Source organism: Amycolatopsis sp. lyj-84 (assembly GCF_046549075.1).
Lineage (GTDB): Bacteria > Actinomycetota > Actinomycetes > Mycobacteriales > Pseudonocardiaceae > Amycolatopsis.
Window position 1 is genome coordinate 218,884 of record NZ_JAJPWO010000001.1, and the last position, 20,673, is coordinate 239,556.

Annotated in this window: 24 protein-coding genes; 9 read left to right on the forward strand and 15 right to left on the reverse strand. The window is 70.3% G+C overall.

Annotated features, from left to right (window positions below):
- Nucleotides 1-35 precede the first annotated feature (35 nt).
- From ACLJRM_RS01075 to ACLJRM_RS01115, 9 genes are all read right to left on the reverse strand, one after another.
- Nucleotides 36-1,115, reverse strand: coding sequence for an ATP-dependent DNA ligase (locus tag ACLJRM_RS01075; RefSeq protein WP_410661930.1), 1,080 nt, complete (start codon nt 1,113-1,115; stop codon nt 36-38).
- A 28-nt stretch (nt 1,116-1,143) separates the two neighbouring features.
- Nucleotides 1,144-1,731 (reverse strand): alkaline shock response membrane anchor protein AmaP, encoded by a 588-nt coding sequence (locus ACLJRM_RS01080; RefSeq protein WP_101606664.1) that lies wholly within the window; start codon nt 1,729-1,731, stop codon nt 1,144-1,146.
- Nucleotides 1,728-2,264, reverse strand: a complete 537-nt coding sequence (locus tag ACLJRM_RS01085; RefSeq protein ID WP_101606665.1) for a DUF6286 domain-containing protein — start codon at nt 2,262-2,264, stop codon at nt 1,728-1,730. The genes ACLJRM_RS01080 and ACLJRM_RS01085 overlap by 4 nt, the downstream gene beginning before the upstream one ends.
- 14 nt (nt 2,265-2,278) lie before the next feature.
- Complete coding sequence (locus ACLJRM_RS01090) at nt 2,279-2,635, reverse strand: Asp23/Gls24 family envelope stress response protein (protein ID WP_101606666.1); 357 nt, start codon at nt 2,633-2,635, stop codon at nt 2,279-2,281.
- Nucleotides 2,632-2,808: a hypothetical protein gene (locus ACLJRM_RS01095; RefSeq protein ID WP_005157087.1), complete on the reverse strand. Its 177-nt coding sequence runs from the start codon at nt 2,806-2,808 to the stop codon at nt 2,632-2,634. The genes ACLJRM_RS01090 and ACLJRM_RS01095 overlap by 4 nt, the downstream gene beginning before the upstream one ends.
- Nucleotides 2,808-3,257, reverse strand: a complete 450-nt coding sequence (locus ACLJRM_RS01100; protein ID WP_101606667.1) for an Asp23/Gls24 family envelope stress response protein — start codon at nt 3,255-3,257, stop codon at nt 2,808-2,810. The genes ACLJRM_RS01095 and ACLJRM_RS01100 overlap by 1 nt, the downstream gene beginning before the upstream one ends.
- A gap of 169 nt (nt 3,258-3,426) precedes the next feature.
- Nucleotides 3,427-3,852, reverse strand: coding sequence for a hypothetical protein (locus ACLJRM_RS01105; protein WP_101606668.1), 426 nt, complete (start codon nt 3,850-3,852; stop codon nt 3,427-3,429).
- Nucleotides 3,852-4,409 (reverse strand): RNA polymerase sigma factor, encoded by a 558-nt coding sequence (locus ACLJRM_RS01110; protein WP_101606669.1) that lies wholly within the window; start codon nt 4,407-4,409, stop codon nt 3,852-3,854. Before ACLJRM_RS01110 ends, ACLJRM_RS01105 begins: the two co-directional genes overlap by 1 nt.
- Nucleotides 4,406-5,152, reverse strand: coding sequence for a pyrimidine reductase family protein (locus ACLJRM_RS01115; RefSeq protein ID WP_101606670.1), 747 nt, complete (start codon nt 5,150-5,152; stop codon nt 4,406-4,408). The genes ACLJRM_RS01110 and ACLJRM_RS01115 overlap by 4 nt, the downstream gene beginning before the upstream one ends.
- A gap of 98 nt (nt 5,153-5,250) precedes the next feature.
- Here ACLJRM_RS01115 and zapE point away from each other — a divergent pair, with 98 nt between their 5' ends.
- Nucleotides 5,251-6,285, forward strand: a complete 1,035-nt coding sequence (gene zapE, locus ACLJRM_RS01120; protein WP_410661931.1) for a cell division protein ZapE — start codon at nt 5,251-5,253, stop codon at nt 6,283-6,285.
- Here zapE and ACLJRM_RS01125 read toward each other — a convergent pair.
- From ACLJRM_RS01125 to rocD, 3 genes are all read right to left on the reverse strand, one after another.
- The gene (locus ACLJRM_RS01125; RefSeq protein ID WP_410661932.1) at nt 6,239-6,841 is read right to left on the reverse strand and encodes a phosphatase PAP2 family protein; all 603 of its coding nucleotides are present in this window, start codon (nt 6,839-6,841) and stop codon (nt 6,239-6,241) included. The genes zapE and ACLJRM_RS01125 overlap by 47 nt on opposite strands.
- Nucleotides 6,842-6,944: 103 nt before the next feature.
- A complete protein-coding gene (locus ACLJRM_RS01130; protein ID WP_101606673.1) occupies nt 6,945-8,306 on the reverse strand; it encodes a DUF2252 domain-containing protein in 1,362 nt (453 codons plus the stop codon).
- Between the two features lie 31 nt (nt 8,307-8,337).
- On the reverse strand, nt 8,338-9,540 hold the full coding sequence (gene rocD / locus ACLJRM_RS01135) for an ornithine--oxo-acid transaminase (RefSeq protein ID WP_410661933.1): 1,203 nt from the start codon (nt 9,538-9,540) through the stop codon (nt 8,338-8,340).
- A 156-nt stretch (nt 9,541-9,696) separates the two neighbouring features.
- On the opposite strand from rocD, the gene ACLJRM_RS01140 reads away from it, so the two are divergent.
- The 3 genes from ACLJRM_RS01140 to ACLJRM_RS01150 are packed head-to-tail and all read left to right on the forward strand — an operon-like array spanning nt 9,697 to nt 13,630.
- Entirely contained in the window at nt 9,697-10,551 is an 855-nt protein-coding gene (locus tag ACLJRM_RS01140) for a PPK2 family polyphosphate kinase (protein ID WP_101606675.1), read from the forward strand.
- A gap of 20 nt (nt 10,552-10,571) precedes the next feature.
- Nucleotides 10,572-12,680, forward strand: a complete 2,109-nt coding sequence (locus tag ACLJRM_RS01145) for a prolyl oligopeptidase family serine peptidase (protein ID WP_101606676.1) — start codon at nt 10,572-10,574, stop codon at nt 12,678-12,680.
- Nucleotides 12,677-13,630: an LLM class F420-dependent oxidoreductase gene (locus ACLJRM_RS01150; RefSeq protein WP_410661934.1), complete on the forward strand. Its 954-nt coding sequence runs from the start codon at nt 12,677-12,679 to the stop codon at nt 13,628-13,630. Before ACLJRM_RS01145 ends, ACLJRM_RS01150 begins: the two co-directional genes overlap by 4 nt.
- 82 nt (nt 13,631-13,712) lie before the next feature.
- On the opposite strand, the gene ACLJRM_RS01155 is transcribed toward ACLJRM_RS01150, so the two are convergent.
- Nucleotides 13,713-14,789 carry an NAD(P)/FAD-dependent oxidoreductase gene (locus tag ACLJRM_RS01155; RefSeq protein WP_410661935.1) on the reverse strand — a complete coding sequence of 359 codons (1,077 nt, stop codon included), beginning with the start codon at nt 14,787-14,789 and terminating at the stop codon, nt 13,713-13,715.
- Nucleotides 14,790-14,876: 87 nt separating this feature from the next.
- Here ACLJRM_RS01155 and ACLJRM_RS01160 point away from each other — a divergent pair, with 87 nt between their 5' ends.
- Nucleotides 14,877-15,302 (forward strand): MarR family winged helix-turn-helix transcriptional regulator, encoded by a 426-nt coding sequence (locus ACLJRM_RS01160; protein ID WP_101606679.1) that lies wholly within the window; start codon nt 14,877-14,879, stop codon nt 15,300-15,302.
- A 1-nt stretch (nt 15,303) separates the two neighbouring features.
- Here the strand turns inward: ACLJRM_RS01160 and crcB (ACLJRM_RS01165) are convergent, their stop codons facing one another.
- Both crcB (ACLJRM_RS01165) and crcB (ACLJRM_RS01170) read right to left on the reverse strand, forming a co-directional pair.
- On the reverse strand, nt 15,304-15,678 hold the full coding sequence (crcB, locus tag ACLJRM_RS01165) for a fluoride efflux transporter CrcB (RefSeq protein ID WP_410661936.1): 375 nt from the start codon (nt 15,676-15,678) through the stop codon (nt 15,304-15,306).
- A complete protein-coding gene (gene crcB, locus ACLJRM_RS01170; RefSeq protein ID WP_410661937.1) occupies nt 15,675-16,085 on the reverse strand; it encodes a fluoride efflux transporter CrcB in 411 nt (136 codons plus the stop codon). The genes crcB (ACLJRM_RS01165) and crcB (ACLJRM_RS01170) overlap by 4 nt, the downstream gene beginning before the upstream one ends.
- A gap of 171 nt (nt 16,086-16,256) precedes the next feature.
- Between crcB (ACLJRM_RS01170) and ACLJRM_RS01175 the strand changes: the two genes are divergently transcribed.
- The 4 genes from ACLJRM_RS01175 (at nt 16,257) to ACLJRM_RS01190 (ending at nt 20,611) form a co-directional block, all read left to right on the forward strand.
- Nucleotides 16,257-16,388, forward strand: a complete 132-nt coding sequence (locus tag ACLJRM_RS01175; protein ID WP_255414917.1) for a hypothetical protein — start codon at nt 16,257-16,259, stop codon at nt 16,386-16,388.
- Nucleotides 16,389-17,570 (forward strand): cupin domain-containing protein, encoded by a 1,182-nt coding sequence (locus tag ACLJRM_RS01180; protein ID WP_101606682.1) that lies wholly within the window; start codon nt 16,389-16,391, stop codon nt 17,568-17,570.
- A gap of 85 nt (nt 17,571-17,655) precedes the next feature.
- A complete protein-coding gene (locus ACLJRM_RS01185) occupies nt 17,656-18,603 on the forward strand; it encodes a sucrase ferredoxin (RefSeq protein WP_410661938.1) in 948 nt (315 codons plus the stop codon).
- A 100-nt stretch (nt 18,604-18,703) separates the two neighbouring features.
- Nucleotides 18,704-20,611 (forward strand): intein-containing Rv2578c family radical SAM protein, encoded by a 1,908-nt coding sequence (locus ACLJRM_RS01190; RefSeq protein ID WP_410661939.1) that lies wholly within the window; start codon nt 18,704-18,706, stop codon nt 20,609-20,611.
- The last annotated feature ends 62 nt before the right edge of the window (nt 20,612-20,673 follow it).

A 20,673-nucleotide genomic window follows, 5' to 3' on the forward strand; every position in this document is an offset into this window, starting at 1 on the left:
TGGGTGAGCTTCGCAGGTGGTGTGTCAGACCCCGGTTAGCGGGTGCGCTTCACCTCGCCGCGGAAGACCGCGTCCAGGTCGTAGCGGGCGACTTCTTCGAGCTGGGCGTAGGTGCAGGAATCCGGTTCGCGGTCGGGACGCCACCGCTTGAACTGCGCGGTGTGGCGGAACCGCGACGGATAGCCGCCTTCCGTGTGCTCGTAGCCGACCTCGACCACCTTCTCCAGCTTCAGCGGCACCCACGGGGCTTCCTTGGACTTCCACCGGGTGATCCCGCCGGGGATCCGCTGCTTTTCCCGCACGTTGTCACCCAGCCAGGGGTGATCGGCCCCGTCGGTGATCAGCGGCGCCAGTTCCTCGGCCAGTTCACGCCGCCGGGTGACCGGGAACGACCCGACGACGCCGGGGTGGTGCAGCACGCCGTCCTCGTCGTAGAGCCCGAGCAGGAACGAGCCGACCATCTCACCCGCTTCGCCGTCGACGTGCCAGCGCAGGCCCGCGAGCACGCAGTCGGCGGTGCGCGAGTGCTTGTACTTGAGCAGGACCCGTTTGCCGGGGGTGTACGGCTCGTCGAGCGGTTTGCCGATGACGCCGTCGAGCCCGGCGCCCTCGAACAGCTCGAACCAGTGCCGCGCGATCGCCGGATCCGAGGTCGCCGGGGTCAGGTGGATGCCGCCCGAAGCCAGCTTCTCCAGCCGTTCGCGCCGCTTCGACGTCGGTTCGTCCAGATAGGACTCGTCGCCGAGCGCCAGCAGGTCGAACGCGACGAACTCCGCCGGGGTCTGCTCCGCCAGCAGCTTGATCCGGCTTTCGGCGGGGTGGATCCGGTCGGTGAGCGCGTCGAAGTCCAGCTTCCCGTCCCGGCCGACCACCAGTTCGCCGTCGAGCACGATCCGCTCGGGCAGCGCCGCCTTCAGCCGCTCGACGACCTCGGGGAAGTACCGGTTGAGCGGTTTCTCCGAGCGGGACTGCAGGGTCAGCTCGTCGCCGTCGCGGAACACCAGGCAGCGGAAGCCGTCCCACTTCGGCTCGAACAGCAGACCACCGGAATCGGGGATCGCCTTCGCCGGTTTGGCGAGCATCGGTTTGACCGGCGGTGTCAAGGGAAGCGACATGACGGCCATTCTTGCCACAACGGCGCGCTCAGCGCACCCGTTGCGGTGCTCCCGTGTCGAGTTCGAGCCGGACGGCGGTGGGCAGCACGGTGACCCCGAGCGATTCCCGCGCGCGGGCCAGGACGGTGAGGTCGAGCTGCTCCCAGACCCGTTTCAGGTCGGTGCCCTCGCTCAGCCAGAGGGTGATCCGCAGCGCCGGGTTGTCGCTGTCGCCGACCGCGCGGACCCGGGCGCGCCCGACGCCGTCGATCGTCTCGGCGTCGGCGCGGACGGCCTCGGAGATGGCCGAGGAGGTCACCACGAGGTCGTCGTCGAGTTCGAGGTCCGGGCGGCCTTCCGGGCGCAGCGACCGGAAGAACCACCACAGTCCCAGCCACAACAGCAGGACACCGAGCACGATGGCGCCGATCCGGGCGGCGAGCGCGTGCTGCGAGAGCCAGTCGAGCGCGATCGGGTCCACGAGTGAGCGGTCGGCCCGATAGGTGCCGAGCCAGCCCGCGCCGACCGCGACCACCGCGGCCCCGCCGAGCAGCGCGAGCAGTCCGATGAGGACGGTCAGGGTGCGTTCGGTGCCGGTGGACCGGCCGAGCGCCTTGGCGGAGACCGAACGGGTCATCGGCGGTCCTTCGGGGAGTCGACGACGACGGACACCTTCGGCCGCCGCACCAGGGGGACGTCGTCGAGCAGGCCGGAGACCGTTTCCAGCAGCCGCGGCCGCAGCTCGCCTTCGGTTTCCAGCCTGCTCGTCGCGCGGACGCGGATCTTCTTGGCGGTGGCGGTGACCTTGGCGCCCGCGACGTTGTCCTGCGCGCGCACGGTCAGCCCCACCAGCCTCGCCAGCGAACGCGGCGAGGTGGTCACGCTGACCTCGTTCGCCGGATCGGCCAGCCGGATGGCCCGCCGCCCGGCCGAGGCCGCCGCCAGGATCAGCAGCAGGCCCACGACCGCGACGGCGATCGCGAGGTACCGGACCTCCGGCGCGCTCCAGGACACCTCCGAGAGCCTGTCGCGCCAGTCGTCCCACGGGAGGAAGAGCGGTCCCCGCCCCGGCCGCCACCAGCCCCAGCCGACCTCCAAGGCCAGCAGGACCCCGGCGGCGGCCAGCGCCAGCCCGATCAGGGCGGACAGCAGGCGGACGAACAAACGCATGCCAGTTGCTCCTTTTAGCGGACGCGGGGCGCGATGTCGGGCAAGAGCGCGGAGACCTTCACCGAGATGTCGCGGACCTGGTACGAGGTGATCCGTTCGACCTCTTCGGTGACCCGGGCGCGCAGATCGCCGACGACCCGCCGCACCGGTGCCGGATAGTTCAACGCCACGTCGAGCACGAGGTCGACGTCGTTGCCCTCACCGCCGACCTTCGCGCTCGCGCCGTGTGTCCCCAGCCCGAGTCCGGCGATCCGCCGCTCGGCACGCGTGGTCCCGTCGACCTGGTCCGCCGCGTGCTGCGCGATCTTGCGGACCACGGTGGGCGCGATGGTGAGGGTGCCGCGATCTTCCGGGTCGGGCGGGACGGTCATTTGTCGCGGCCCCGGCCGAACAGGTCGCCGAGGTCGAGTTCGCCGTCGAGCACCCGGCCGAGGACGAGGCCGATGACGCCGACGGCCAGTGTCACCAGGAACGCGGTGAAGCCCTGGGTCGCGGCGAGGCCGAGGATGAGGCCGGCGAGCAGGCCGGTCTGGGTCCCGTTCATCATTCGACCCGCGAGGTCTCGGTCTCGCCGCCGTTCTCGTCGGGCAGGTGGATGTCGTTGACCGCGATGTTGACCTCGATCACCTCGAGGCCGGTGATCTGCTCGACCTGGCCGATCACGTTGCGGCGCACCGCCCGCGCGACGTCGACGATGCGCGCGCCGTACTCGACGACCACGTCGAGATCGATCGCCGCCTGCTTCTCGCCGACCTCGACCGAGACACCGGAAGTGGTGACCGTGCCGGAACCGGGGATGCGCTCGCGGATCGCGCCGAAGGCCCGCGAGACGCCGCCGCCCAGCGCGTGGATCCCGGTCACCTCACGGGTGGCCAGACCGGCCACCTTCTGCACCACCACCGACGAGATCGTGGTCTTGCCGGCGGCTCCTTCCTCGTTGAGCGACGACCCCGCGACCGGGGTGTCGGGCTTGCTCACGCTCGGCTGCGCCATGAAGTTCGCTCCTTCTCGCACCGGTGCCGCGCGGCCTGCGCGCGCGGCGGTCCCTACGCTCTCACCGACCAGGACACGCGCGCATGCCGAGTCGTCCCGCCGTGTCCCCCGAACGGGGTAATCACTTCGGGGGTTCAGTCGGCGGTGAGCGGTCGGTCCAGGTCCGGGGTCAGTCGGGATGCACGTCGACGACGTGGACGTTGATCGCGGGCGGGGACGAGCCGAGCTGACCGGTCAGCGCCGCGGTGACGCGGTGGCGCAACAGTTCCGCGGCCGACGCCTCGACACCGAACCGGACCGTCACCAGCACTTGGAGGACGTCGTCCTCGAGCGCGACGGCCGAGACGTGGACCCCGCCGAGGTCGCGGCCGATCTCGGCGGCGACCTTTCTGGTCATCAGCACCAGCGCCCGTTCCGACACCTGGGTCTTCCCACCCGCCGAGGGCAGATCGAGCGGCGCCGTGGTGTGCCTGCCGCGGACCCCGCCGACCGAGCGGAGCACCCGTTCGACGAGCCCGGGCGGCGTCGGCACCGGACGGCTCGCGGCGGCGCGCACCTGCGCCCACCGGGGGTCGTCGCGCGGATCCTCGCTCATCACCGTTCCCCGGGTCGGAAGTTGTCGCCGAGCTTCGCCAGCAGAGCCACCCTCGCGCGGTGCAGACGGGCGCGCAAGGCGGGCACTCCGACCTCGAGGACCTCGGCGATCTCCTCGTAGGTCAAGCCTTCGAATTCTCGCAGAATCAGCGGGATCCGCTGGCCGACATCGAGTTCGGCGATCGCGCGCAGCACGGTGCCGACCTGTTCGGCGCTCACCACATGCCCCTCCGGACCAGGCACGACGCCCGCGTCCCCCTCGTCGAGCGGCACGGTCGGTTTCCGGCGCCGGACCTGGCCGAGCGCGCCGTTCGTCGTCACCCGGTAGAGCCAGGTGGACACCGCGGATTCGAACCGGAACCCGGGCAGCGCGCGCCACGCGGAAAGCCAGGCCTCCTGGACGACGTCCTCGGCCTCCGCCGCGCTGCCGGTGATCCGCAGCGCCACGCGGTACATCCTGGCCGTGTGCCGCCGGACCAGGGTGTCGAAGGCACCGTGGTCCCCGGCGGCGGCCCGGGCCGCCAGCTCCTCGTCCGGAACCGGCGCGGGCTCGCTCACCCGCCCTCCCGGCGGCGATAGCGGAGCATGGTGAAGCCGTCTTCGAAGAGCACGGACGCGAGATCCATCCGCCGCGGCTGCGGGGCGGGACGGCCGTCGGCGATCCGGCGTTCGCCCGCGCCCGCCAGCAGGGGAGCGACGGTCAGGCACAGCTGGTCGACGAGGTCGGCCGCGATCAGGTCGCCGAACAGCATCGGCCCGCCTTCGCAGTCGACGCGATACAGCCCGCGCCCGGCCAGGAGTTTCAGCGCCTCGTGGAGGTCGACGTCATCGGTCCCGGCGACGAGGACTTCGGCACCCGCGCGCTCCAGCGCGGCTCGCGGCGCCTTCTCGGTGGTGATGACGATGGGCGGGACTTTGGTGTCGGTGAACAACGGGCCCGCGGGGTCGAGTTCACCGGAACGGGTCACCACCGCGATCGGCGGGACTTCGGACAGCCCGAGCGAGACCCGGCGGGCGGCGCGTTCGGGAGTGATCCGCGCGCCGCGGTAGCCCTCGGCGCGAGCCGTGCCCGCGCCGACCAGGATCACGTCGGAAAGCAGCCGTCCCATCAGGAAGATCCGCTTGTCGGCGGGGTGCGAAAGCCCCTCGGACAGCTGGTCGACCGCCGCCGCGCCGTCGGCGGAGCTGACGAAGTTGACCTGGACCCAGGGGCGGGTCAGGTTTTCGGGATACCCGTAGAGCCGTTCCAGGTCGGCGCCGGAGACGGGATCCGCCGGTGTCGTTGGCCACAAAAGCTGCACACGACCATCCCAGCACGCGCCCGACGGCACCGCTGAGCGGGGGATACGCCCGGTCAGGGAGGGTGAACGGCCGCCGCCGGTGCCGTTACTCTCGGCGAATGCCCGCCCGCCTGATCGATCGCCGTCCGGAGCTGTCCGCCGACGAGCTGATCACCGCGCTCGTCCCGCCGCCGAGGTTCGACGCGGTCCGGTTCTCCACTTACGTGCCCAACCCGGACGAGCCGAGTCAGGCCGCGGCCGTCGTCGACTGCGGCGCTTTCGCGAAGCGCGTGGCCGAGGCCGCGAACCGGAAGCCGAAGTCGAAGCTGCGCGCGCTGTTCGGTGGCGGGGACGACGCGCCCGCCGGGCCGATGGGGCTCTACCTGGACGGCGGCTTCGGCGTCGGCAAGACGCACCTGCTCGCCTCGACGTGGCACGAGACGCCGTCCCCCAAGGCGTACGGCACTTTCGTGGAGCTGACCCACCTCGTCGGCGCACTCGGGTTCGCCGAAGCGGTCCGGCGGCTGTCCGAGCACCGGTTCCTGGCGATCGACGAGTTCGAACTCGACGACCCCGGCGACACCATGCTCGTCACCCGGCTGCTGCAGGAGCTGATCTCGGCCGGAGTGTTCGTGGCGGCGACCTCCAACACGCTGCCGGACAAACTCGGCGAAGGCCGGTTCGCCGCCGCGGACTTCCTGCGCGAGATCCAGTCGCTGTCGGCCCGGTTCGGCGTCTGCCGCGTCGACGGCCCGGACTACCGCCACCGCGGCCTGCCCGACGCGCCGCCGCCTGCGAGCCCGGAGGAGCTGGAAGCCTCCGCCACCGCGCATCCAGAGTCCACTGTGGACGACTTCGACGCGTTGTGCGGGCACCTCGGCGAGCTGCATCCTTCGCGCTACGGCAGGCTTCTCGACGGCGTGACCCGCGTGCACCTGCGCGACATCCACCCTGTCCCCGACCAGAACGTCGGACTGCGGCTGGTCGCCTTCGCCGACCGGCTCTACGACCGCGCGATCCCGCTGGTGGTCTCGGGTGAGCCGGTACCGCTGCTGTTCACCGAGGAGATGGTGAACGGCGGCTACCGCAAGAAGTACCTGCGCGCCGTCAGCCGTCTGACGGCACTGGCGCGCGACGCCGTGCAGCCCAGGTGAGCAGCGTCCACGTCGCGCACACGGTCGCGACGGCGAACAGCGTGCCGCCCACGACGTCGGTCAGGTAGTGATAGCCGAGGCCGATCATGCCGATCGTGACACCGCCGAGCACCACCGCGCCCACGACAGCGATGACGGCCGTCGCGACCCCGGGGCGGGCGAGCAGGACGAGCACGGTCAGTACCGCGACCAGCGCGACGGTGTGCCCGCTGGGGTACGCGAGATAGGTGTTCTTCCAGCGGTCGAAGAGCGGTTTGAGCACCCAGGTGTTGGCGAGGATCGCGATGAGCGGGCCCACGACGGTCAGTACCGCTTCGAGCTTGTGCCCTCCTGACAGGCACAAGGCGACGGCGAGGACCGCGATCGGGATCAGGACGTAGGCCTCGGTCGGCAGGACGAGGAGTCGCAGAACGTCTTCGCCGAAGGTGCGCCGCACCCACCCGTCGGCCAGGGCGTCGGGCCCGGACAGACCTACGCCGGAGACCAGCAGGCCGAGGACGACCATGAGCACGGCGCAGGTCACCGCGACCAGCCCGTACGGTGCTCTTCCGCTCATCCGGCGAGATTACGTGACCACCCCATGGGGCTGAAGGGGACTTTCCCCACATCAGACGTGGGGAAAGCGCCCTTCGCCGCGTGCGATGCGGGGAAGGGCCCCTTCAGCTCGCGGCGAAGACGGCGAAGTCCTCTTCGGTCTGATCCGCGTATCGCACCGCGTACGCCCCGATGGCCTCGTCGAGGTCTTCGTCGTCCTCGAAGTACCCCGCCAGCATCTGCGGATGCAGCGACCGCGCGTGCGCCCGCGCCAGCAGAGCGCCCGCGAGGCGGCCGTAGTCGTCGAGGTGGTCCTTCTTCAGCTCCGCCGGGTCGATGTCGCCCTTGAGGTTCCGGAACTGCCGCACGATGTACGGCACGCCGTCGATGGTCGTCCAGCCGAGCAGGATGTCCGTCTCGGCCTGCACCAGCCGCGCGCCCTCGACGATCCGCTTGCCTTCGTGTTCCGGCGAAGGCAGCCCGAGGTAGGGCGCCAGCGCCGACGGGTTGGCCTGTTTCACTTGCAGGACAAGGTCTTCACCGGAGTTCCCGTGCAGCAGCGCGACATAGCTGCGCAGCCCGACACTGCCGGTGCCGACCACCCGGAAGGCCACATCGGACACCCGGTACCGCGAGATCAGCGTCCGCCGCGACTCGCGCAGGGTGTCCACATACGACACCAGGCCGGTGACGACGGCTTCCGCTGTCGCGTCGTCGACGTGCGTGAGCACCGGCGGGTCCTCGACGAACCGGTGCCGTTCCAGGCCGGTCTCGTGGTCGTCGATCCGCCGGGTCCACTTCGCGGTGACCTTGGCGCTGGTGTTCTTCCGCGCCTTCTCGGCCGCTTCTTCGAAGTCGTCGATCAGGTCGTGCGCCTTCACCTTGCTCAGCACCGACGCGTCCGGCAGCGCGTTCCACGCTCGCAGGAACGGCAGTTCCGCCAGCCCCCGGATGGTGCGCCGGTAGGACTTCACCGCGTCTTCGGCGGCTTCGCGGCAGCCCGATTCGCCGATGCCGCCCTCGCGCCCGGCCAGCACGAGACTCGCGGCGAGCCGCTTGAGGTCCCACTCCCACGGCCCCGGCACGGACTCGTCGAAGTCGTTGATGTCCATCACGATCTGGCCTTCGGGAGTGCCGTAGAGCCCGAAGTTCGCCGCGTGCGCGTCCCCGCACAGCTGCGCCGTCAGCCCGGAGGCCGGCGAGCCCGCCAGATCCGCGGCCATCAGCCCGGCCGCGCCGCGGTAGAAGGTGAACGGCGACGCGAGCATGCGCTCGCGCCGCAGTTCCACCAGGTCCGGCAGGCGGCCTTCGTTGCTCCGGGCGAAGAACTCCGCCACCCCGGGCCGTTCCTTGCCCGCCGCCGCGTGATCGTGCTCGGACGACGGCGCCTTGTCCCGCAGCGCCTTACCCCTCGCGAACCAGTCCTCCGGCGACACCGTCTCGGTGCCGACCAGCGGCCGCTCCACCCACTCCCGCTCGTCTCCCATGGACAGCCAACGTACCGGCCGCCCGAAAGGTTCACCGGGTCTTGACGACCTCCGTGATCGCGTCGATACCGCGGTCGAGTTCCTCGCGGCTGATCACCAGCGGCGGCGCGATCCGCAGGGTGTGGTCGTGCGTCTCCTTGCACAGGACGCCGCGTTCGGCCAGCGCGGTGGACGCCTCCCGCCCGGCCGGCCCGCCGGGCGCGATGTCGATGCCCGCCCAGAGGCCGCGGCCGCGGACCTCGGCCAGCCCGTTCCCGACCAGTTCGCCGAGCCTGCCGTGCAGGTGGGCGCCCAGTTCGCGCGAGCGTTCCTGGAACTCGCCGGTCTTGAGCAGCCCGACCACGGCCCGGCCGATCGCGCAGGCGACCGGGTTCCCGCCGAAGGTGGAGCCGTGCTCACCCGGCTTCAGCACGCCGAGCACGTCCTGGCTGCCGACGACGGCCGAGACCGGCATGATCCCGCCGCCGAGCGCCTTGCCCAGGGTGTAGACGTCGGCGCGGACTTCTTCGTGGTCGAGCGCGAGGACGGTGCCGGTGCGCGCGAGGCCCGACTGGATCTCGTCGGCGATCAGCAGGACGTTGTGCTCGTCGCACAGGCGCCGCGCCTCGGCGAAGTAGCCGGTGGGCGGCACGATCACGCCCGCCTCGCCCTGGACCGGCTCCAGCAGGATCGCGGCGGTGCGCTCGGTGATGGCGTCGCGCAGCGCGTCGGCGTCGCCGTACTTGACGGTGACGAAGCCCGGCGTGAACGGGCCGAAGTCGGCACGCGCGGTCTCGTCGGTGGAGAAGGACACGATGGTCGTCGTGCGGCCGTGGAAGTTCGAGCCCGCGACGATGATCTCCGCGGTCCCGTCGGGGACGCCCTTGACCTGGTACGCCCACTTCCGGGCGATCTTCACCGTGGACTCGACGGCCTCCGCGCCGGAGTTCATCGGCAGCGTCATCTCGGTACCGGTCAGCTCGGCGAGTTCCCGGCAGAACAGCCCGAGCTGGTCGTGGTGGAAGGCGCGGGAGGTCAGGGTCACCCGGCCGAACTGCTCGATCGCGGCGGCGATGAGCCCGGGGTGGCGGTGCCCGAAGTTCAGCGCGGAATAACCGGAAAGGAAGTCGAGGTAGGTCTTGCCCTCGACGTCGGTGACCGAAGCGCCCTCGGCGGTGGCGATCACGACGGGCAGGGGGTGGTAGTTGTGCGTGCTCCACTGCTCGTCGAGCGCGATGAAGTCGGCGGTCGTCATGCGTTCAGGTTAGATGTCCTTCCCGTGGACTTCATCCGGGAAACGTTGCTTTGACCCGTTGTTCGTTGCGTATCGACTCCATCGAGTGGCGAAATCGTGCATCGGAGTACTTGATCACCGCAGGCGCGTGGCGCGGACCGCGGTTATCGTCGCCGGATGGCGAAAAAGGACCAGGTCTCCGTGCGGGACGCGCTGAGGATCGGCAAGGGGACCGAGCGGCACGATCCGGGCTCGTTCCCGATCGGGCCGCACAAGAAGCCGAAGGCGCTCAAGGACCTCGCCGACTCCGGCGGCAAGCTCGCGAAGCTGCAGGAGGCCCTTTACGCGGAGGGCGTCGGCGGCGGCGAGCGCAGTGTCCTGCTGGTCCTGCAGGGGATGGACACCTCCGGCAAGGGCGGCACGGTCGGGCACGTCCTCGGCCTGGTCAACCCGATGGGCGTGCGGTACGCGGGGTTCAAGAAGCCGACCGCGGCCGAAGCACGCCACCACTATCTGTGGCGGATCCGCAAACAGCTCCCCGTACCCGGGCAGGTCGGCGTCTTCGACCGGTCCCACTACGAGGACATCCTGGTCCCGCGCGTGCAGAAACTGGTGCCCGCCGCGGAATGGCGCAAGCGCTACGCCGAGATCAACGAGTTCGAACAGGAGCTGGCCGACGCGGGCACCACCGTCGTGAAGGTGTTCCTCGACATCTCGCCGGAGGAGCAGCTGAAGCGGCTCAAGGCGAGGCTGGAGACCCCGGCGAAGTGGTGGAAGTACAACCCCGCCGACCTCGACGCGCGCGCCCAGTGGAACGACTATCAGAAGGCCTACGCCGACATCTTCGCGAAGACCTCGACGGCGACCGCGCCCTGGTACGCCGTTCCTGCCGATCACAAGTGGTACCGCAACTTCCTGGTCGCGCGGCTGCTGATCGAGACGATCGAGGAGATGGACCCGAAGTTCCCCCAGGCCGACTTCGACCCCGAGACGGAACTGAAGAAGCTGGAAGGCGTTGGCGTCCCCGAGTGATGGTCTGAGAGAGTGCGGACGTGACCAGCCTCGAAGATCTTCCGTTCCTCCGCCGTCAGGCCCGCACTCAGCGCTTCACCCTCGGCGCGCCGAAAGAGTTCAAGGTCGCTCCGGACGGCTCCCGCGTCCTGTTCCTGCGTGCCGAGTCCGGCACCGACCCGCGGCACAGCCTGTGGTCGTTCGACGTCGTGTCGGGCGAGGAGACGAAGCTGGTCGACGCCGCCGAGCTGCTGCCGGGTGAAGAGGACTTGCCGCCCGAGGAGCGTGCTCGCCGCGAGCGCAGCCGCGAGACCGGTGGTGGCGTGGTCGGCTACGCGGTCGACGACGCCTTCACCGTCGCCGCGTTCTCGCTCTCGGGCAAGCTCCACACCCTCGACCTGGCCACCGGCGCGGTGTCCGTGCTGGTCGACGGCTCGGTCGTCGACCCGAGGCCCAGCCCGGACGGCACCCACGTCGCCTACGTCCGCGACCGGCGGCTGCGGGTGATCGACCGCGCCACCGGTGAGGACCGCGTGCTCGCCGGGGAAGACGGCGAGGACATCACCTGGGGGCTCGCGGAGTTCATCGCGGCCGAGGAGATGGACCGGACCCGGGGCTACTGGTGGTCCCCGGACGGGAAGAGCCTGCTGGCCGAGCGGTCCGACCGCGCCGCCGTGCCGCGCTGGACGATCGCCGACCCGGCCAATCCGCAGTCGCCGGCCACCGTGGTCGCGTACCCGGCGGCGGGGTCGAAGAACGTCGACGTGACGCTGGCGATCATCGGCCTCGACGGCGCGCGCGTCGACGTCGCGAAGACCGACTGGGAGTACCTGGCCGCGGTGCACTGGTCGGCCACGGGCAAGCCGCTGCTGTCCGTGCAGTCGCGTGACCAGCGCACCCTGGAGATCCAGGCGGTCGACCCGGCGACCGGCGCCGTCGAGGTCCTGCACACCGAGACCGACGAGTGCTGGGTCGAGATCGCCGCGGGTGTCCCGGCGTGGACGACCGACGGCAGGCTGGTGCGCGAGAGCGCCGCCGACGGCGACCACCGGCTGATCGTCGACGGGGTCGCGGTCACCCCGCCTGGGCTGCAGGTGCGCTCGATCCTGCACGTCGGCGACGAGGTGCTGTTCAGCGCGTCGGAAGCCGATCCGACGCAGATCCACGTCTTCCGGACCGAAGACGGCGAACTCCGCCGTCTGTCCACTGAGGACGGTGTGCACGTCGGCTCCGGCAACGCTTCGCTGACCGTGCTCTCGTCGTGGAGCCTGGACCGCAGCGGCCCGGTGGTGACCGTCGTGTCCGGTGAGAAGACCGTGGCGCGCATCGGTTCCCACACCGTCGATCCCGACGTCGTGCCGAACCTGACCTGGCTGACGCTGGGGGAGCGGGGCCTGCGCGCCGCGCTGGTCCTGCCGACCGGCTACGAGGAGAGCGAAGGCAAGCTGCCGGTGCTGCTCGACCCGTACGGCGGCCCGCACGCCCAGCGTGTCCTGCAGACCCGCAACGCCTTCCTGACCCCGCAGTGGCTGGCGGACCAGGGTTTCGCGGTGCTGGTCGCCGACGGCCGCGGCACGCCCGGCCGGGGTTCCGCCTGGGAGAAGGAGATCGCGGGCAAGCTCGCCGACGTCACCCTCGCCGACCAGGTCGACGCCCTGCACGCGGCGGCCGCGCTCCATCCGGAACTGGATCTGGAGCGGGTCGCGATCCGCGGCTGGTCCTACGGCGGCTACCTGTCCGCGCTGGCCGTGCTGCGCCGCCCCGACGTCTTCCACGCCGGTATCGCGGGCGCCCCGGTGACCGACTGGTCGTTGTACGACACGCACTACACCGAGCGCTACCTCGGGCTTCCGCAGGAGGAAACGGCGTCGTACGAGCACAACTCGCTGATCGCCGACGCCGGTGACCTTTCGCGGTCGCTGTTGATCGTGCACGGCCTGGCCGACGACAACGTTTTCGTCGCCCACTCGTTGCGCCTGTCGTCGGCACTGCTGGCCAAGGGACGCGCGCACGTGTTCCTGCCGCTGGCCGGCGCGACGCATATGACGCCGCAAGCCGAAGAGGTCGCGGAGAACCTGATGCGCACGCAGATCGACTGGATCGTGCGTGAGCTGTCCGGTGACGCGGTGAAGAGCGAGGAGAACGCATGAAACGGTGGGGCATCACGATTCCGCTGACCGGGGTGCCGCTCGCGGCGCACAAGGAGATGGTCGAGCAGCTGCCCGACCTCGGCTACACCGACGCGTGGTCGGCCGAGACGGCGGGCAACGACGCCTTCACCCCGCTGGTGCTCGCCTCGCAGTGGGCGCCGCAGCTGCGGCTGGGCACCGCGATCGTGCCGGTGTACACCCGCGGCCCCGGCCTGCTGGCGATGAGCGCGGCGACCGTCGCGGAACTGGCGCCCGGCCGGTTCGTACTCGGCATCGGGGCGTCGTCCCCGGTGATCGTGAAGAACTGGAACGCCGCCGAGTTCGAGGCCCCGTTCGCGCGCTCCCGTGACACCCTGCGATTCCTGCGGTCGGCACTGGCGGGGGAGAAGGTCACCGAAGAGTACGAGTCCTTCTCCGTCAGCAAGTTCCGGCTGGAGCGGCCCACCGACCCGCCGCCGTCGATCATGCTCGCCGCGCTGCGGCCGGGGATGCTGCGGCTGGCGGCGAAAGAAGCCGACGGTGCCATCACCAACTGGCTCGCTCCCTCCGACGTGCCGAAGGTGCGGGCCGAAATCGGCCCGGACACCGAACTCGCCGCGCGGATCTTCGTCTGCCCCACCGAGGACAAGGCCGCCGCGCGCGGACTCGGCCGGATGCTCATCTCGAGCTACCTGACCGTGCCGGTGTACGCGGCGTTCCACGAATGGCTCGGCCGCGGCGAGGCTTTGGCGCCGATGCACGAGGCTTGGGCCGCCGGTGACCGGCAGAAGGCGAACCAGGTCATCCCGGACGAGGTCGTCGACGACCTGATCGTCCACGGCAGCCTCGATTCCTGCCGTGAGCAGGTGCAGTCCTATGTGGACAACGGGCTGACGACGCCGATCGTCGCCTTGCTGCCGACGGGTGAGGATCCTTTCGCGCACGTTCGGGGTCTCGCGCCGCGGTCCTGACTGGGTCACCGGTTGCTATGAAAGGCCCGTTACTTGCAAAATTTGCAAGTAACGGGCCTTTCATAGCACGCACGCAGGGCACTCAGGCGACGTTGAACAGCTCTTCGTACCGCGAAGCCATCATGTGCGACCCCTTGATCTCCGAGGTCGTCGCCGCGTCCAGCACCCCCACCTCCTCGGCGTAGGTCGCGCCCCCGGAAGGCCCGAGCGGCAACGAGATCATCGGCCCGCCCGGCGTGTGGGTCCGCAGCTCGCCGCCCTCGATCAGCGCCCGGATGTTGGCCACGACGACCTCGGCGTGGTCACCGGCCACTTTCGCCAGCTTCCCCTCCGGCAGCGCGGTGATGTCGCCGAGCGCGAACACCCGCGGCTGCCCGGGAAGCCGCAGGTCGGCGGTCACGTCCACGCGACCGTTCGCCTGCCGCGCGGTGGCCAGTTCGCCGTCGAGGTACGCCGTGTGCGGCGCGCCCCCGTAGCACTGGAACCACAGGTCGGCCGTCACCTCGCCGCCGCCGGTCAGCGCGGCGGTGAACGTCTTCGCCTGCCCCGGTTCCGAGACCGGCGGCTCGGCCAGCGAAGTGCCGAGCAGGAGTTCGACGCCCAGTTCGTCGAGCTGACGGCGGATCTCCGCGCGGAACTCGTCCGGGAAGCCGGGCAGGATCCCCGACGCCGGGTCGACGATCGTCACGGCCTTCTCCGGCCACGCCGCCTTGATCTCACCCGCCAGTTCGAGCCCCACCGGGCCCGCGCCGAGCAGCAGCACCTTCTCCGCGCCCGCGAGTTCTTCCCGTGTGGCACGGATCTTCGCCTTCGCCGCGGCGCTGTCCCGGAAGTCGATCTTCGCCGGGAACGGGTACGCCGAACCGGTCGCCAACACGACGTAGTCCGGCGTGAGCCGCTCGCCCGACGCGAGGGTGACGCCGTTCTGGTCCACGGTCACCGCGCGGTCGCGGAGCACCCGCCCTCGCTCGAGAAGGCGGGCGTACGGGTAGAAGAGCCGATCCGTCCACTCGGGATCGACGAGCCCGCGCAGCGCGGCGACGTGGTGGACGAAATCCTCGCGCGGCTCGACGAGGACGCCGTCGGTGAACGCGTCCAGTTCCTTGGCGACGGTGATGCCGCCGTATCCCCCGCCGATGACGGCCACGGTCGTGGTCATGAGACCCCCTAGTTCGTAGTACGTAATGTTGGTACTGCGAACTACAGTAGTTCGTACTCCGAACGATCGTCAAGTAGACTCGGGAGCATGACCACGGCCGAAGACCTCGGATTCGCGACGGCGCTGGTGCGGCTCTCGCATCTCGTGCAGCGGGCTTTCATCGACGTCGGCCGGTCTCATGACCTCACGCCCCAGCAAGCGCAGCTGCTCTGCGTGCTGGCGCAGGGGGAGACCGGCGTCGGGATGACCGAGCTCGGCCGCCTGCTGAACCTGGAGAAGTCCAGCGTCACCGGCCTGGTGGACCGGGTTCAGCGGCGCGCTCTCGTCGAGCGGGTCGCGGATTCCTGTGATCGCCGCGCGCTGAAGATCACGCTGACCGAAGAGGGGCTCCGGCTCGCGAACGCCGCTCACGAAGGCGTCGTCGAGAAGCTGGAGGAGATGGCGGCCGGTCTCCCGGCCGAGCAGCGCGAGGCGATCGCGATGGCCGCGTGGCGGATGGTCCCCGAAGACTGACTCAGTGCCAGACGGCGGCGGCGAGCAGGAGTCCCGCCGCCGCGGCGCCGATCCCGGCGGCCATCGTGACGCCGACGTTCAGCACGGCGCGCGGTCGCGTCTTCTCGGTGAACAGGAGCAGCGTCTCGTACCCGAAGGTCGAGAACGTCGTGAGCCCGCCGCAGAACCCGACGGCCAGCAGTGAGCGGATCCCGTCCGGCTGGCCGCCGTACAGCGCCCAGCCGGTGAGGACGCCGAGGATCGCCGAGCCCACGATGTTGACCGCCAGCGTGCCCCACGGGAAGGCGGCGCCGTGCCGGGCCCGCATCCGCAGATCGGTCAGGAAACGCAGGATCGCGCCGGTACCGCCGCCCAATGCGACGAGGAAAACGGTCATTTCGCCACCGCGCGGGTGATTTCGTGGCCGGCGTAGACCGCCACCAGCGCGGCGGCCACCGTGCCGAAGGCGTACGCCAACCCGGTGAACGGATGCCCGGTCGTCACAAGATCGAGTGAGTCCGTCGCGTAGGTCGAGAACGTGGTGTAACCGCCCAGGATCCCGACCCCGAGGAACGGTCGCAGCAGCCGGTGCGGATCGGCCGCGGCGGTCAGCAGCGCCATCAGGACCCCGATCAGCAGGCAGCCGGAAACGTTGGTGGCGAAGGTCGAAAACGCGAACTGGCCCCGCGAATGAGGGAGCGCGACCGACAGGCCGTAGCGGGCCAGGCTGCCCAGCGCGCCACCCGCGCCGACGGCCGCGAGCACGTCCCATCGCGGTCGTGGGACGGATGCCGGTTCAGCCATGGATGGCAGCTTAGAACCGCTGTCCGGGTGAACTCGCGCCACGGTGTCGAAGATCGCTCCGCAGGTCGTTTTTCCCTGCTGGTCAGTGAATTTTCTCGAAACGTGTCGTAGGCTTGGCGACGCTCCAGGCCGATTTTCGGTCCGTCCGCTCGTCTGAGAAAAGGTGGCAGGATGGCACAGGAACAGTCAGCTACGCAGGCTCCCGACAGCGGTTTGCTGTTGGAGGTCGAAAAGATCCCGACCGCGGTCGACCGTGGGAAGGCCAACGGCGCGGCCGCCGACAACGACGGCAACGACGGCTGAGTGCCCGAAACGCCGACACTGGCTGACCTCGTGGCTCCGCTCGGGGTCAGCCAGTTCTTCCAAGACGTCCAGGGCGAGACCTACCGCCGTTTCGAAGGCCGCGCGGGCCGGTTCGCCGACCTGCTGCCGTGGCCGGCGCTGAACGCGATCCTCCGGCAGCATCGCCTGGAGTTCCCGCGGCTGCGCCTGGCGCTCGATGGCACTCCGGTGCCCATGGAGAGCTACACCGATCTCGTCCCCACCCGCCGCAGTGGCACCGTCCCCCGCCTGCAGGCCGCTCCGTTCACCGAGCACCTCCGCGGCGGCGCGACGATGGTGCTCGACGCCATCCAGGAACTCAGTGACCCGATCGGCGACCTCGCCAGGGGTCTCGAACACGACCTCCGCGAGAGCGTCCAGGTCAACCTGTACGCGGGCTGGGGCGTGACCCACGGCTTCGACGTGCACTGGGACGACCACGACGCGTTCATCATCCAGGTCGCCGGCCGCAAACGCTGGCGGATGCACGGCCCGACCAGGACCGCTCCGCTGCACCGCGACGTCGACCAGCCCGAGCGGCCCGGTGAGCCCATCGACGACTTCATCCTCGAGGACGGCGACGTCCTCTATGTCCCGCGCGGGCATTGGCACGACGTCACCGCGGTGGGGGAGATGTCGCTGCACCTCACGCTCGGGTTCAGCCCGGCCACCGGGATCGACCTGGTCTCCTGGCTCGCCGACAAGCTGCGGGCGAGCACCGTGTTCCGTCAGGACCTCCCGAGGTTCGGGACGGAGGACGAGCGCGTGGCCCGTGCCGCCGCACTGCGCGCCGAACTGGAAGCCACGCTGACCACCGACGTCGTCGGCCGGTTCCTCGCCGAGCGCGACTCGTCGGCTCCCGCGCACCCGCGTGTCGGGCTGCCGTGGGCGGCGACCCCCGGCCTGCTGCCGGACGGCGACGAGACCGAAGTCCGGTTCCTCGTCCCGCGGGCGGTGCTCGAAGAAGGCGACGGACGGGTGACCCTGCTCGCGGACGGCAAGCGGTTCGTCTTCGCGGGCGCTGCGGCCCCGCTGCTGAGAGCGTTGCTCGACGGGACTCCGCAGGCGGTCAAGCGACTCGCCGAGCTGTCCGAACTCGATCGGGGGACCGTTCGGGCCTTCCTCGGCGAGCTCACCACGCAGGGGCTTCTCTCCATCGGCTGAAGGTCACAGGAGACGAGAAGTGTGAAGGTAGCCCGGACGGGGTAAGCTAAGGCATGCCTAAGGTCAAGTCCGGAGCGGTCAGCCGATGACCGCTCAGCTCTCGGACACCGAAGCGCCGCCCGCCGCGTTGCCGGGCTGCGCCACCGTCGCGCGCATGCTGGGCGCCAGCCCCGCCGGCACCGCGGCCGACATGCGCTGCTGGCTGCTCATCGAGCAGCCGGGCCCCTGGCCCGCGGACGCGTTGGAAAACCTTCTCGACGAGGCATTCCCCGCCGAGCGCCGTGAGCTGCTCGAGAACCTGAGACGTTCGCACGGGCTCCGCCCGCTGCTGATCCGCCGTCCCGGCAAGCACCAGCGAGACCCGGATCGCCCCCGTGCCGTGTACGTCGGCGGGGGCGAACCGGGCAACCGCTGGCTGGAGCGCCTGGAGATCCGCGATACGAGCGACCTGGCCGGACTGGACCTCGAAGCCGTCGCGAACGGCGTCGGCGGGCTCGGCACGCGAGTGGACGGGCCGCTGTTCCTGGTCTGCACGCACGGCACCAAGGACATGTGCTGCGCGGTCCTCGGCCGTCCGCTGGCCTCGGCGCTCAACGCCAACCATCCCGGCCGGTCCTGGGAGGTCAGCCACGTCGGCGGCGACCGCTGGGCGGGCAACCTCCTCGTGGTCCCCGACGGTTTCCTGCACGGCCAGCTCAACCCGGCCGAAGCGGCGCTGGTCGCCAAGGCCGCGTTGCGCGGGCAGGTCGAACCGGAACAGCTCCGCGGCCGCACGTCCGCCAGGACGGCGTGGGCGCAGTTCGCGGAGATCGCGATCCGGCGTCAGCTGAACCTGTCCGGATTGGACGACGTGCTCGCCGTCCAGGAAGAGCCGCTGCTCGAATCCGACGCGCGGGTGGTCACCGTGCGCGGCGGCGAGGACTTCTACTCCGTGACCGTGCGCCGTCGGTCGGCGACGCCGCGCGGGGAAAGCCGGTGCGCGGGTCTCATCCAGCCCGCCGGGTACGTCACCGACGAGATCGCCAAGCTCTGACCCTCGGCAAGTACCGCAGCTAGAGGACGAACGCGGCAAAGATCACCCGCGTTCGAACACCTGTTTGACACCTGTCTAGAACATGTGTTCGACTGGCCGGGTGCGATGGGATCGACAGCGGGCGGACGGCGGCGAGCCGGTGCTGCCCGGATTGGACGGGCTGCTGCGCTCCGTGCGGGCACCCGAATTCGACGGCGTCACCTTTCACGAGGTGCACGCCAAATCCGTGCTGAACAAGGTGCCCGAGGGTTCGGGGGTCCCGTTCGGCTGGACGGTGAACCCGTACCGCGGCTGCTCTCACGCGTGCACGTACTGCCTCGAAGGCGGGACGCCGGTCCTGATGGCCGACGGCCGGACGAAGCCACTCGCGGATCTCGCGCCCGGAGACGAGATCTACGGGACGCGCGGGCGCGGCGCGGGGCGGCGCCTGGTGCCCACGACCGTCCTCGCGCACTGGTCGACGCTCAAACCTGCGTACCGCCTGACCCTCGACGACGGAACGTCCATCGTGGCCAGTGGCGACCACCGGTTCCTCACCGGACGCGGGTGGAAGCACGTCACGGGTTCCCGTTTCGGCGCGGCGCAGCGGCCGCATCTGGTCGGCGGCACCGAACTCGTCGGGGTCGGGAAACTGGCCAGGACCCCGGACGACACCATCGGTTACCGCGCCGGTTTCCTCTGCGGAATGCTGCGGTCCGGGGGATTCTCGGCCGAACAGGCCGCCGCGGACCGCGCGCTCAAGTACCTGCCCGACTTCGGCGCGTCGGTCGGCTTCGTGCAGGTGCCGCCGTCACCGGATTCCCATTGGCAGCGCGGATTCCTGGCCGGGCTGTTCGACCTCGCGGGCAGCTACCGGCATGGCGCGCTGCGCGTCACCCACGACGAACAGGACATCGTCTCGACCTTCTGCGCCGCGCTCGACAACTTCGGTTTCCGTTACGTGAAGACCGAAAACGTCAAGTTCCGTCCGTTGTGGACGGTTCAGCTGATCGGCGGCCCGGCCGAAGAGATACGCTTCTTCCACCTCGCCGACCCCGCCGTCGGCTGGAAACGGTCCCTCGACGGTCTCGCCATCGGCCGCACCAGGCGGAAGGTGTCGTCCATCGAGGCGCTCGGCATCGAGCTGCCGCTGTTCGACATCACCACCGGCACCGGTGACTTCATCGCCGACGGCATGGTCACGCACAACTGCTTCGCGCGGAACACCCACACCTATCTGGATTTCGACGCCGGACGCGACTTCGACACGCAGGTGATCGTCAAGGTCAACGCGCCCGAAGTGCTGGCCGCGCAGCTGCGGCGGCCGAGCTGGACGCGCGAGCACGTCGCGATGGGCACGAACACCGATCCCTATCAGCGCGCCGAGGGCCGGTACGGGCTGATGCCGCGCATCATCACCGCGCTGGCGGATTCGGGCACGCCACTGTCCATCCTGACCAAGGGGACCGTGCTGGCCAGGGATCTGCCGCTGCTGGAATCGGTGTCGAAGGACGTGCCCGCCGGGCTGGCGATCTCGCTCGCGTTGCTGGACGAGGACCTGCAACGCCGCCTCGAACCCGGGACGCCGACCCCGCGGGCGAGGCTCGACCTGATCCGCAAGGCGGCCGACGCCGGGCTCCCGTGTTCGGTGCTGGTCGCCCCGGTGCTGCCGTACCTGACCGACTCGGTGGAGGCGCTCGACGCCTTGTTCGCGCGGCTGGCCGAGGCGGGCGCCACGCGGGTCACCGTCCTCCCGTTGCACTTGCGGCCGGGCGCGCGGGAGTGGTTCGCGCGCTGGCTCGGCCGCGAACACCCGGAGCTGGTGCCGAAATATCGCGAGCTGTACTCGCGCGGCGCGTATCTCCCGAAGTCCTATCGAGAGCGGCTGGGGACACGCGTCGGCCCGCTGCTGCGCCGTCACGGCTTCGGTTCCCGTGCGGACGCCGGGGACCGGATGCAAGTGACGATGCCCGTGCAGCGTGCGGGGGAGGAGGTGGCGCCTGCCGCGGAACAGCTCAAGCTGCTGTGAACCGGATACGTAATGTGAATCTTCTTACGTCACAACGGATTCGGCCGTTCGGCTTAGTCACT